This window comes from Mycobacterium sp. DL440, from assembly GCF_011745145.1.
Classification (GTDB): Bacteria; Actinomycetota; Actinomycetes; order Mycobacteriales; family Mycobacteriaceae; genus Mycobacterium.
In genome coordinates this window covers 4,694,115-4,706,179 of the sequence record NZ_CP050191.1, presented here as the reverse complement: position 1 = coordinate 4,706,179, position 12,065 = coordinate 4,694,115, and the positions used below count along the sequence as shown (strand labels likewise).

Below are 12,065 nucleotides of genomic sequence, written 5' to 3'. Positions count from 1 at the left end.
GATAGGCTGACGGAACTTCGGTAGGCGTCGCTGGCGCGTTTGACATGGATGTGAGCCTAGTCACCAAAGGTTGCACCGGCGTTGGGACGTCACGAGACGGTTGCCGGGCGGCGGTTCTGATGCGCCCAACGGTCGGCGCGATGAAGTTCAGCGGTCGGCTAGCGTTTCGACTATGAGCGATCCACTCGCACCGCTGGTCGACCTGCCCGGTGTTTCTGCGGCCAGTGACGAGGTGCGTGAGGCCCTGGGCCGGGCGCATCGACACAAGTTCAATCTGCGCGGCTGGCCGCAGACGGCGGCCGAGGCCGCGCTGCGTGCGGCACGGGCGTCCGCGGTGCTCGATGGCGGGGCCCTCCAGCTGTCCGCCGACGGCGAACCTGATTCGGTGACGGCAGGCGCCATCCGCGTCGCCGAAGCACTCGAAGGCGGCGCCACCTCGTTGGTCGGTGTGTGGCAGCGGGCGCCGATGCAGGCCCTGGCCCGGCTGCACGCATTGGCCGCGGCCGACCTCACCGACGACGAGCACCTGGGCCGGCCACGGACCGATCCCGACGTCGGACGCCGCCTCGAGCTGCTGACCGAAATCGTGGCGGGCGGCTCCAAGGTTCCTGCTCCCGTGCTGGCCGCGGTCGCCCATGGCGAACTCATCACCCTGGCTCCATTCGGGACCGCCGACGGGGTGGTGGCCCGCGCGGTGTCGCGCCTGGTGACCATCGCCAGCGGGCTGGATCCGCACGGTCTGGGTGTCCCCGAGGTGCACTGGATGCGGAAGTCGGGGGAGTACCAGGCTGCTGCACGGGGATTCGCCTCCGGGACAGCAGACGGGCTGACCGCCTGGCTGCTGCTCAGCAGTGAGGCCCTGAAGGGCGGCGCGCGCGAAGCGCTGCAGATCGCCCAGTCGGCGGCAGGCTGAACGCGCCGCCCGGGGTACTCGCAGCAAACGAAAGCGGGCGACGGTCCGAAACGATGTCTCGGCTCGTCGCCCGCTAGCACGGATACCGGTTACCAAGCGTGCCAATGTGGGTTGCGTGGGTGGCCTCGGCGTCCTTGCAATGCGCTTCGGCTGCAACCCTACCCAAGGGGCCGTCGTGGCCGTCCGCTCTTCGCAATCACGCAGGCCCGCAACGCTTTTGCCTATTCCGCGGCATGTGCTCCGCGTGGGTGCCGGGACCCGTGCTGGGGAGCCCGGTTCGGGAGATTTAGCCTTCTCTTCCGGCTACACCTTGGCCTCATCCAAGCTTCCGTGGTTCCTTTGTACTACGTGACCACGGTCACAGCAAGGGTGAATTGCACCCGAGTTCCGATCGTTACGCCTGGGTTTCAGCTACTACATGCAGTAGCTCAGGAAGTGAAGCGGCGCAGCAGCGAGTACGTCAGCGCGCCGGCTGCCAGAGCGCTGATGCCGACGGCGGCGGTGGTGGCGACAGCTGCGCCCGACGGCGCCGAGAACCGGTCGCGCAACGACACCGGCCGGGTGAAGGTCAACACCGGCCAGCCGCGCGAAGCGGCCTCCTTGCGCAGGCCCCGGTCGGGATTGACCGCGGTGGGGTGGCCTACCGATTCGAGCATCGGAACATCGGTGATCGAATCCGAATAGGCGTAGCAGTGGTCCAGCGAGTAGCCCTCGCGTGCGGCCAGGGCGCGGATCGCTTCGACCTTGCCCTCGCCGAAGCAGTAGAACGCGATCTCGCCGGTGTAACGCCCCTCTTCGACCACCATCCGGGTGGCCATCGCATGGGTGGCACCCAATGCCCTGGCGATCGGCGCGACGATCTCCTCGCCCGACGCCGACACCACCACGACGTCGCGGCCGCACAACTTGTGGTCGGCGATCAGCTCGGCGGCCTCGGCGAACACCAGGGGGTCGACGATGTCGTGCAAGGTCTCGCCGACGACCGACTTGACCTGCTCGACATCCCAACCGGTGCACATGTTGGTGATGTAGCTACGCATCCGGTCCATCTGGTCGTGGTCGGCACCCGACATCAGGAACAGAAACTGAGCGTACGTCGACTTGAGAACGGTGCGCCGGTTCAGCAGACCCTGGTTGAAGAAAGGTTTGCTGAAAGCAAGCGTGCTGGACTTGGCGATGACGGTTTTGTCGAGGTCGAAAAAGGCCGCCGTGCGTACCGGCCGACCGTCGTGCGGCCCGGATTGCTGTGCGATCAATTCCCCGGCAGCCCGATCGGATGCGGTCACAAGCGCCAGCATAGAGGCACGCACGACCCGTTATCCGGCCGCCAATATAAAATGGCAGTTCACGACACATTCTTTCGGCGGTGATTCCCGGGATCGTGGCGGTAGCCCGCAGCGGTGTCCCTTGCGTGTTTTGGCAGTTCCGTGTGTATAGTGAGCATTACTCGGCTTATGCCGAGGGTGTATCAGCCCGACCCCCCGGGGCTGATGCACGACGACCTCCGCCTCCTCCCCCCCTGGCGGGGGTCGTCCCTTTTTCAGGGGAAAAATTCTTGCCGGTGCAGCCTCGGTGGTTGCGGAACCGCATTTTCAGCGTGTCGCCCGGTGTGTTCTCGCCCCAGGATTTATCCACAGGGCGTACTTCATCCACAATCCGCGAATTGGTGATGGTGCCGGCCCCGTCGTTGCCCGCAGGGTGGGCACATGGCCATTTCGAGCGTCTCGATCTCCCCGTCCGGCACCGTGCTGGCTCTGATCGGCGACCCGCAGCTGCGTGAGGACGTGTCCCGGGTGGCGGCTGCCGCCGGCGTCGGGCTCGTCCTCGTCGACGACCCCTCCGGGCGCAAGGCCTGGACGGCTGCCGCCGCCGTGCTGCTCGATGCCGCGGCGGCATTGCGGTGCGCCGCCCGGGGGCTGCCCCGTCGCACCCGGGTGGTCCTGGTCGGTCGCGACGACCCCCGGCCCGACGACTGGCAGGCCGCGATCTCCGTCGGCGCGCAACACGTGGTGACACTGCCCGCCCAGGACGCCGACCTCGTGGCGGCCCTCTCCGAGGCAGCATGTTGCGACGACGGCGGTCGCGGCCCCGCGGTGGCAGTGGTGAGCGCCAGAGGCGGTGCTGGTGCTTCGGTGTTCGCGGTCGCCCTGGCTCAATCGGCGCCGGCCGCGCTGCTGATCGAGGCCGACCCGTGGAGCGGGGGAATCGACCTGGTGGCGGGCAGTGAGGACCTGGCCGGCCTGCGCTGGCCGGACCTTGCCCTGCAGGGTGGCCGGTTGGGTTATGCGGCACTGCGCGACGCGCTGCCCTGCCGTGAGGGGGTCAGCGTGCTCTCCAGTGGGCGCTCGGGTGCCGATATCGAGGCCGGGCCGGTGGCGGCGGTGATCGAGGCGGGATGCCGGGGCGGTGTCACGGTGGTGTGCGACGTGCCTCGGCGTACCACGGAGGCAGCCGAAACCGCTTTGAACGCAGCCGATCTGGTGGTTCTGGTGACGCCGGCCGACGTGCGGTCGTGTACCGCTGCAGCTGCCGCGCGGCCATGGGTGTTGGCCTGCAACCCAAATGCCGGTGTAGTCGTGCGGGGTCCGTCACCGGGTGGGCTGCGGGCGCCCGAGGTGGCCCGTATCGTGGACCTGCCGCTGCTCGCAGCGATGCGACCACAGGCCGGCATCGCCGAAGTGTTGGAGCGTGGCGGCCTACGGGTGCGGTCACGATCGCCGCTTGGCACGGCCGCGCGGCGGGTGCTGTCGGTCCTGGCTCGTCACCCTGTGCCGGAGCCGGCGTGAGCACCTCGCTGATCGACCGGGTACGCGAACGGCTGGTGGCCGAAGCCTCTCCACTCAGCCCCGGCGTGGTGGCCGCGGCGATTCGGGCGGAGTCCGGCGGCCTGCTCGGAGACACCGAGGTGCTGAGCAACCTGCGGCTGCTGGAGACCGAACTGACCGGCGCCGGCGTCCTGGAACCACTCCTGTGCGCGCCGACCACCACCGATGTTCTCGTCACCGCCCCCGACGCGGTGTGGGTGGACGACGACAGCGGGTTGCACCGCAGCGCAGTGCGTTTCCCCGACGAGAGCGCGGTCCGGAGGCTGGCCCAGCGGTTGGCGCTGCTGGCCGGGCGCCGTCTCGACGAGGCGCAGCCGTGGGTGGACGGTCAACTCGGCGGCATCGGCCCGTTCACCGTGCGGCTGCACGCGGTGCTGCCGCCGGTGGCAGCCGCGGGCGCCTGCCTGTCGCTGCGGGTGTTGCGTCCGGCCACTCAGAATCTCGAAACCCTCACCCGCTCCGGCGCGATCCCTGCGCAGGCCGCCGACCTGGTGCGGGCAGTCATCCGCGCCCGGCTGGCCTTCCTGATCTCGGGCGGTACCGGCTGCGGCAAGACGACCCTGTTGGCGGCGGCACTCGGCGCCGTCCCGGCCCATGAACGCATCGTGTGTGTCGAGGATGCCGCCGAATTGGCCCCGCCGCACCCGCACCTGGTCAAGTTGGTGGCCCGGGGCGCCAACGTCGAGGGCGTAGGTGAGGTCACCGTGCGGGACCTGGTCAGGCAGGCGTTGCGGATGCGCCCGGACCGCATCGTCGTCGGTGAGGTTCGTGGAGCCGAGGTGGTGGATCTGCTGGCCGCGCTCAACACCGGCCATGACGGCGGGGCGGGCACCGTGCACGCCAACAGCCCGGCAGAAGTGCCGGCCCGGCTGGAGGCCCTCGGCGCGCTCGGCGGTCTGGACCGTGCCGCGCTGATCAGTCAGCTGGCCGCGGCCGTGCAGGTGCTGCTGCACGTCGGGCGTGACGGTGCCGGGCGGCGCAGGCTCGCTGAGATAGCGGTACTACGCCGAGCGACCCGGGGCGATCTGGAGGTGGTGACTGCCTGGCACGCCGACACCGGTTTGGGCTGTGGCGCAGAGACTCTGCACGGTCTCGTCGAACAGCGGGTATCGACGTGACAGCGAGTGCACTGGCGTTGGCCGCCGCGCTTCTGCTGTGGCCGGCCACGCTCCGGCGGGCAGCCGCGCTACGGCGGGCTGATGCACCGGGTCGGCGGCAAGTGCGCGCAGCGCCCATCGTTGCGGTGCTGGGAGTCGTTGTGGCCTGGCTGTTTTCATTGCCGGCCGCCGTGGCCACGGCTATGGTGTGCGGGACCGTTATGGTACGCCGCAGGCGTCGCGCTGCGCGGCGGCAGCGGCAACAGGAATCCGCGGCTCTGCAGGCTGCCTTGGACGTGTTGGTGGGTGAACTGCGCACCGGTGTCCATCCGGTCAATGCCTTCGGCACTGCGGCCGGCGAGGTGACCGGGCCCGTACACCAGGGGATGGGAGCTGTCGCCGCGCGGGCCCGCCTGGGCGCCGATGTCGCGGCCGGCCTGGAAGATGTCGCGGCAGCTTCGCAATTGCCGATGCACTGGGAGAGACTCGCGGTGTGCTGGCGGCTGGCCCACGCGTACGGACTTTCGATCGCCACCCTGATGCGGACCGCGCAGCGCGACATCGTTGAGCACGAACGGTTTTCCTCCCACGTCGAAGCGGCGATGGCGGGCCCGCGAGCGACGGCGGCGGTGCTGGCCGGGCTGCCCGTGGCCGGGATTGCACTGGGGCAGTTGATCGGTGCCCAGCCACTGACGTTCCTCTGCGGCCCGGGCGTGGGTGGCTGGCTGTTGATGATCGGAGTCCTGCTGGCCTGCACCGGACTGGCGTGGTCGGACCGGATCACCGAGAGGGCAGTGAGATGAGTTGGGCGGCACTGTTTCTCGCTGCTGCGCTGCTGATCGGTGCAGATACGGCCCGGGTGCGGTCCCGCGCCGTACCTGCACCGGTGGCGAGGCCAGGTGGCCGACGGGGGCACACCGACGATCCGCTTGCCGCGGCCTCGACGTTCGACTTGTTCTCCGCTTGTCTGGCCGCGGGGATGGCGGTGTCGACGGCGGCTGCCGCCGCCCACGCATCGGCCCCACCGTCATTGGCGCCGATGCTGCGGCGCGCAGCCGAACTCCTCGCGCTCGGGGCGGGCCCGGCCCGGGCCTGGTCCGGCGGTGATGACGCGGTACCGCGGGACAAGAACGCGGAGGCCCTATTGCGGCTGGCCCGCCGGTCGGCCGCCTCGGGCAGTGCCTTGGCCGACGGGGTGGCCGAGTTGGCCGCCCAGGCCCGACACGATGCCACCGCCACGGCCGATGCGGTGGCGGAACGTGCCTCGGTCCTGGTCGCCGGGCCGTTGGGGCTGTGCTATCTGCCGGCGTTCCTGTGCCTGGGCGTCGTCCCGGTGGTCGCCGGTCTGGCCGGTGACGTGCTGGGTTCGGGTTTGTGGTGAGTACACATCGCAGAGGGAGGAAATATCATGGCAGGAAACATGATTCAGCGGGCGAATGCCAGGGCGGCGTTGTTGATGCTCGACGAATCAGGCATGAGCACCGTCGAATATGCAATCGGCACGATTGCCGCTGCGGCGTTCGGGGCGATCCTGTACACCGTGGTCACGGGGGATTCGATCGTGAGCGCACTGACCAACATCATCAGCCGGGCGCTGAACACGAACGTCTAGATGACCGGCTGGATGACCGGCTGGATGACCGGGGTGCGGTCACCGTCGAGGCGGCCTTCGCCATCGCATCATTGGTGGCGGTCCTGGTGTTGTGTGTCGGCGGCCTCGGTGCGGTGGGCATGCAGATCCGGTGTATCGACGCGGCGCGTGAAGCCGCCCGCCTGGCGGCACGCGGTGAGGGCGAAGCGGCGGCGGCCGCCGCCCGCCGGGTCGCCCCGTCCGGGGCAGTGGTGGATGTCGGTCGCGATGGCGGTCTGGTGGTGGCCCGTGTCAGCGCCGCCACGGCGTTGCCGGGGTTCACGGTGTCCGCGGAGGCGGCCGCGGTCCCCGAACCCGGCGCCGGGTGAGCGTGGTTCGGCCACGCTGCTGGCTGCGGCGATGATCGCGATGGTGGTCGCGTTTGCGGCCGGTGGCGCCTACCTGGGTGCCGCGGTCACGGCCCGGCACCGGGCCCAGGCCGCGGCGGATCTGGCCGCCCTGAGCGCGGCCGGCGCCGTCGTTTCCGGGCCGGATGCGGCGTGCGCGCAGGCCACCCAGATCGCGGTACGGATGCGTTCGGTCCTCGGCGTGTGCCGGATCGAGCGTCTCGATGTGGTGCTCGAGGTGTCGGTCCCGGTCCGCCTTGGCCGGTGGGGCGTCCGCCCGGCCCGGGCGGCGGCGCGCGCGGGACCTGTGGACGCCGTGGCCTAGTCGAGCTTGTCGAGGTCCGCAGCGGCGACCTCGTCGTCGGTCGGCAGCCGCAGGGCGATCAGGCCCGCGAAGGTGTCCTCGGCGAGTTCGATCCGGTTGACCGTCATGTGCACCGGCCGCCAGCCGCCGTCCTCGGCGCGCATCCGCAACACGGCGGTGGTGACGCCGTCGGAGAAATCCGTGGTCATTCGCGCCATGTGCCGGGCATCGGCCGGGTGGATGCGGGCCGCCCCGCCGTCGCGGTTACGCCAGTCGAAGAACGGTGCCGGCTCGTCGAGCCATTTCAACAACTTCCAGTCGTCGAGGCCCACCAGTGCCCGGTGCACGCCGGGACAGGCCAGCCCGTCGAGGATGCGTTGGGCCAGGTTGTCGATGGGTGTCCCCGGGTTCTCACGATCGCTGCGCCAGTTCATCGCCCGGCAGATCAGCCGGTCGGAGCCGCCATCGTCGGGCTCCAGGATCACCCGGGCCACGAATCCCACGGTGATGGGCACGCCGCGGTGGTCGGTGACATCCCAGGTGGTGCACAAGGTGTTGCCGACGACGGGCTTGACGGTCATGGCCAGCACCTTGGCCTCGCTGCCGTTGAGGTCCCGGGCCGGAAGGTCGTCGGCGAAGGTCCGGTCGTGGGTGGCTTCGGTTTCCGGGTCCATCCCGCTGTTGTGCAGTGACTCCGCGGTGTCGGTGGCCACGCCCGCGGTCAGGTCCCAGATCAGTGGGCCGGGAATGGGCCGCTGGGGCGGGTCGATATCGGCCGGCCCGATCCAGACGTGCACCCCGTGGATGCGCCCGTCGGACATCCGCACCACTTCGGTGCGGATTACGCGGTCGTTCTTGGGTGTGATGCTGCTGAGACCCTGGCCGGCCTGGACGGTTTCCCTGATGGCGCTCTGAATCGCCATCAGGTGCGGATTTCGTCGCAGAAACACACCGATCGGGACGAGGTTCTTCGTGTGCAGACCTCGTGCGACCACAACAGGCTCGCTACCCAGTGTCTCCACGAGCAGCCAGTCGTGGGTCATGCGCGGCATTTTACCGGGGTCCGCGTAGCTGTATTCGCACGCAGCGACGACGTAATCCGCAGCAGAAAACTGCGGATTACGGTCGCGGATATCCGAAGTAGGGTCTGTCGGGTTGCAAACATGAGCGAGTTCACGTAATTTGCCACTGCGCCCGGCCTCCGGGATTGGGAACGGATCGCGTTGTCCGACCGTTCGTCGCACCGTCTGTGTGTTCGGCGTGGCCGAATGCAGCCACGCAGTTGTAGATCCGCGTCGTCGGCCGTCGAGGGGTCGGTCGTCAACGCGGTCGGGGGTCCGCTGAGGACGTACTCAGCGCGCCGAGCACCAGGCGGAGTACTTGGACGGCACCAGATTTGTCCAATGGGTCGTTGCCGTTGCCGCATTTCGGTGACTGCACGCACGAGGGGCAACCGTGCGGGCACTCACACGCTTCGATCGCGTCGGCCGTCGCGCCCCACCAGGTACCGAGATTGCGGAATCCGCGGTCGGCGAAACCCGCACCGCCGGGGTAGCCGTCGTAGACGAAGATCGACGGCAGGCCGTCCACCGGTCCGACGGCCGTCGAGACCCCGCCGATGTCACCACGGTCGCAACTGGCCACCAGGGGCAGCAGGCCGATCGCCGCGTGTTCGGCGGCATGCAGACTTCCCGGCATGGCTAGCAGATCAATACCATTGTCCTGCAATGCCTCCGGGGTGACGGTGCACATCACGGCCATGGTGTCCAGGGTGCTGGGTGGCATGTCCAGCTCAACGAAATCGATGACCTCGCCGTCCATCCGGCGGCGCAGGTAGCCGACCACGGTGTTGGTCACCGACACCGGAACCAGGCCGACGGTGACCGGGCCGAAGGTGCTGCGCTCGCCGGGGCCGGTGACCGAGATGTCGGTCAACTCCCTGGCGAACGTGCTGTAGCCGGGGTCGGCGGCATACACGAACGCCACGCCGTCCTCAAAGGACAACGAGTCGACCAGATAGGTCTCGCCCTGGTGCAGATACACCGCGCCGGGATGCAGCGAGGCCGCCGCCTGCCCGGCGCCGGCGCTGCCCAGCATCCTGCCGGTGTCGGCCTCCAGGATCGCGATCTGGCCGCCGCTGGAGCCGCGGATGTCCACAGCGGGGTGCGGATCGACCCCGGGAGCGGGGAAGTAGCCACTGGGGCGCTTCCGTAACAGTCCGTCGTCGACCAGGGTTTCGGCCACCGCCTCGGCGTTCCACAACCGGACCTCGGCCGCGGTGAGCGGAAGCTCTGCCGCGGCGCAGAGCAATTGCGGGCCCAGCACGTGCGGATTCGTCGGGTCGATGACCACCCGCTCGATCGGCTTGTCCAACAGCGCGGCGGGATGGTGCACCAGGTAGGTGTCCAGGGGATCGTCGCGGGCGATCAACACGATCAGCGCGCCCTGCCCACGCCGGCCGGACCGGCCGGCCTGCTGCCAGAACGAGGTGACGGTGCCGGGAAACCCCGCCAGCACCACCGCGTCCAGCCCGGCGATGTCGATGCCGAGCTCCAGCGCGTTGGTGGTGGCCAGCCCGCGCAACCGGCCGTCAGTCAGTGCGTGTTCCAGCTCCCGGCGGTCCTCGGCGAGAAAACCGGCCCGGTAGGACGCCACCAGATCGGCCAGCTCGGGTGCGGTGTCTTCCAACCGGGCCCGGGTTCCCAGCGCGGTGAGTTCGGCGCCCCGCCGGGACCGGACGAAGGTCAATGTGCGTGCTCCCTCGGTCATCAGGTCGGCCATCACCCGGGCGGCCTCGGCGCCGGCCGAACGCCGCACCGGCGCGCCGTTCTCGCCGGTGAGATCGTCCAGTAGCGCCGGTTCCCACAGCGCGATCGTGCGCGCGCCCTGCGGTGAGCCGTCCTCGGTCACCTCGGCGACGGTCTGCCCGATCAACTCGGCGGCGGTCTCGGCCGGTGACGCCGTGGTGGCGCTGGCGAAGATCACCGTCGGCCCGCTGGAGTCGGGGGAGTATCTTTCGCACAACCTCAGCAGCCGGCGCAGCACCATGGCCACGTTGGAACCGAAAATGCCACGGTAGTAATGACATTCGTCGACAACGACGTACTTGAGGTGGCGCAGGAACACCGCCCAGCGGGCATGGTTGCGCAGTAGCGACAGGTGGATCATGTCCGGGTTGGAGAAGATCCATCGCGACCGTTCCCGGGCGAACCGGCGCACCTCGGTGGCGCTGTCGCCGTCGTAGGCAGCGGGCGCGACGTCGCGCAGCGCGGCGACGGTCTCCGTCAGCTGTTGTGCCGTGCGCAACTGGTCGTGTCCGAGCGCCTTCGTCGGCGACAGGTACAGCACCCGCGTCCGCCGGTCTTCGGCCAACGCCGACAGGATCGGGAGTTGGTAGGCCAGGGACTTGCCGGATGCGGTGCCGGTGGACACGACGACATGCCGTCCGTCACGGGCCAACTCGGCGGCGGCGAGCTGATGCGACCAGGGTGCGGCGATGCCGCGGTCCTGCAGTACCGAAACGACCTCCGGATGGGCCCATTGCGGCCATCGATCTGGTTTGCCATGTCGCGGCGGTATATCCGCAACATGGCGTAGCGGATCTTCCCCGGACGGGGTGCCGTCGACAGCGCAAGCTAGCAGCTCACGGCCGAAATCCGACCCCTGGTCCAGCACTGTGCTTCCTCCTGCGATCTACCCCGCCATCGTCGGCCCGGATTTGTAAACGAATTGTTCACCACGCGCCGAATACCGATACTGTCGCAGCCGCCCCGAACATGATTGACTGATCGCGGTCGCAGCTTCTGTGTTTGTACTCGCACTCGCAGGATCGTCGTTGCGATCGCGGTTCCTGCGAGGGTTGTAGGTCGGGTCAAGTTCCGGTCGACTCGCGCGTTGGTATGGCGGTCGGAACGGGCCCGGTGCACCGGAAGTCGGTGAACCGCACCCGGTTGAAGAGAAGGAAAGAACAAAAGATGCCACAGGGAACTGTGAAGTGGTTCAACGCGGAGAAGGGCTTCGGCTTCATTGCTCCGGAGGACGGCTCTGCCGACGTGTTTGTCCATTACACGGAAATCCAGGGCAGCGGATTCCGCACCCTGGAGGAGAACCAGAAGGTTGAGTTCGAGGTCGGCCAGAGCCCCAAGGGGCCGCAGGCCACGGGTGTTCGGGCCGTCTGAGCCAAACAAACCCAAAGAGACACCCCCGTGTGAGTCCAGACCGGACACCGCGGGGGTGTTCTCGTTTTTGCGGCCTGCGCTGGCCTAGTGTCGATTTGTGAGCCAGCTGTCGTTCTTCTCGGCCGAGTCGATGCCGCCCGCGGTGGCCGACCTGACCGGGGTGCTTGCCGGGCCGGGACAGGTTGTTCTGGCGGGCAATGGCGGCCGGCAGGCGGCCCGGATCTCGGTGGTGGTCGACGAGCTGTGGCGTGCCCACGGCCTGGCCGAGATGATGAGGGAGGTCGGACTGGTGCCGGAGATTTCCCGGACCGACGAGAACAACCCGCTCGTCCGTACCGCGCTGGATCCGCAGTTGATGCTGATCGCGGGGGAATGGACCAGGGGTGCGGTCAAGACGGTGCCGGCCGGCTGGCTGCCAGGCGCCCGGGAGCTCCGGGCCTGGACGCTGGCTGCGGGCACGCCCGAGGCCGACGACCGTTACCTGCTGGGGCTGGACCCGCATGCGCCCGATACCCACGCGGCGCTGGCCGCGGCCATGATGCGGGTGGGAATCGCCCCGACGTTGATCGGGACCAGAGGCTCCCATCCGGCCCTGCGGATCAGTGGCCGGCGACGGCTGTCACGCCTGGTAGAGAACGTGGGGGAACCCCCGGGGGAGGCCGCGGCGTTGGCGCAGTGGCCACGTATTTAGTAGTGGATACACGGAGAGCCGGTTTGCGTAGGCTCGCGCGTAATGCGAAATTGTCAGTTGCCGGGCGTGGCGCGGCAACT

13 protein-coding genes are annotated in these 12,065 nt (G+C 68.9%); 10 read left to right on the top strand and 3 right to left on the bottom strand.

Features of this window, described 5'->3' with window-relative positions; genetic code table 11:
- Positions 1 to 172: 172 nt before the first annotated feature.
- Positions 173 to 913, top strand: a complete 741-nt coding sequence (locus HBE63_RS22970; protein WP_166906800.1) for an oxidoreductase — start codon at positions 173 to 175, stop codon at positions 911 to 913.
- 428 nt (positions 914 to 1,341) lie between these two features.
- On the opposite strand, the gene HBE63_RS22965 is transcribed toward HBE63_RS22970, so the two are convergent.
- The gene (locus HBE63_RS22965; RefSeq protein WP_371814802.1) at positions 1,342 to 2,199 is read right to left on the bottom strand and encodes an HAD-IB family hydrolase; all 858 of its coding nucleotides are present in this window, start codon (positions 2,197 to 2,199) and stop codon (positions 1,342 to 1,344) included.
- Between the two features lie 420 nt (positions 2,200 to 2,619).
- On the opposite strand from HBE63_RS22965, the gene ssd reads away from it, so the two are divergent.
- The 7 genes from ssd to HBE63_RS22930 are packed head-to-tail and all read left to right on the top strand — an operon-like array spanning position 2,620 to position 7,137.
- Entirely contained in the window at positions 2,620 to 3,699 is a 1,080-nt protein-coding gene (ssd, locus tag HBE63_RS22960; protein ID WP_166906798.1) for a septum site-determining protein Ssd, read from the top strand.
- Positions 3,696 to 4,856, top strand: a complete 1,161-nt coding sequence (locus tag HBE63_RS22955; protein WP_166906797.1) for a TadA family conjugal transfer-associated ATPase — start codon at positions 3,696 to 3,698, stop codon at positions 4,854 to 4,856. Before ssd ends, HBE63_RS22955 begins: the two co-directional genes overlap by 4 nt.
- Entirely contained in the window at positions 4,853 to 5,638 is a 786-nt protein-coding gene (locus HBE63_RS22950) for a type II secretion system F family protein (protein WP_166906796.1), read from the top strand. The genes HBE63_RS22955 and HBE63_RS22950 overlap by 4 nt, the downstream gene beginning before the upstream one ends.
- A complete protein-coding gene (locus HBE63_RS22945) occupies positions 5,635 to 6,216 on the top strand; it encodes a type II secretion system F family protein (protein ID WP_166906795.1) in 582 nt (193 codons plus the stop codon). Before HBE63_RS22950 ends, HBE63_RS22945 begins: the two co-directional genes overlap by 4 nt.
- 27 nt (positions 6,217 to 6,243) lie before the next feature.
- Complete coding sequence (locus tag HBE63_RS22940) at positions 6,244 to 6,447, top strand: DUF4244 domain-containing protein (RefSeq protein ID WP_055118101.1); 204 nt, start codon at positions 6,244 to 6,246, stop codon at positions 6,445 to 6,447.
- A gap of 20 nt (positions 6,448 to 6,467) precedes the next feature.
- A complete protein-coding gene (locus tag HBE63_RS22935; RefSeq protein ID WP_208301493.1) occupies positions 6,468 to 6,794 on the top strand; it encodes a TadE family type IV pilus minor pilin in 327 nt (108 codons plus the stop codon).
- Between the two features lie 31 nt (positions 6,795 to 6,825).
- A complete protein-coding gene (locus tag HBE63_RS22930) occupies positions 6,826 to 7,137 on the top strand; it encodes an Rv3654c family TadE-like protein (RefSeq protein ID WP_243858231.1) in 312 nt (103 codons plus the stop codon).
- Here the strand turns inward: HBE63_RS22930 and HBE63_RS22925 are convergent.
- Both HBE63_RS22925 and HBE63_RS22920 read right to left on the bottom strand, forming a co-directional pair.
- Positions 7,134 to 8,159: a PAS domain-containing protein gene (locus HBE63_RS22925; protein WP_166906794.1), complete on the bottom strand. Its 1,026-nt coding sequence runs from the start codon at positions 8,157 to 8,159 to the stop codon at positions 7,134 to 7,136. The two genes, HBE63_RS22930 and HBE63_RS22925, sit on opposite strands and share 4 nt — an antisense overlap.
- Positions 8,160 to 8,436: 277 nt before the next feature.
- On the bottom strand, positions 8,437 to 10,788 hold the full coding sequence (locus tag HBE63_RS22920; protein WP_371815052.1) for a DEAD/DEAH box helicase: 2,352 nt from the start codon (positions 10,786 to 10,788) through the stop codon (positions 8,437 to 8,439).
- A gap of 302 nt (positions 10,789 to 11,090) precedes the next feature.
- On the opposite strand from HBE63_RS22920, the gene HBE63_RS22915 reads away from it, so the two are divergent.
- On the top strand, positions 11,091 to 11,294 hold the full coding sequence (locus tag HBE63_RS22915) for a cold-shock protein (protein ID WP_006243848.1): 204 nt from the start codon (positions 11,091 to 11,093) through the stop codon (positions 11,292 to 11,294).
- A 97-nt stretch (positions 11,295 to 11,391) separates the two neighbouring features.
- Positions 11,392 to 11,985: a hypothetical protein gene (locus tag HBE63_RS22910; protein WP_166906792.1), complete on the top strand. Its 594-nt coding sequence runs from the start codon at positions 11,392 to 11,394 to the stop codon at positions 11,983 to 11,985.
- The last annotated feature ends 80 nt before the right edge of the window (positions 11,986 to 12,065 follow it).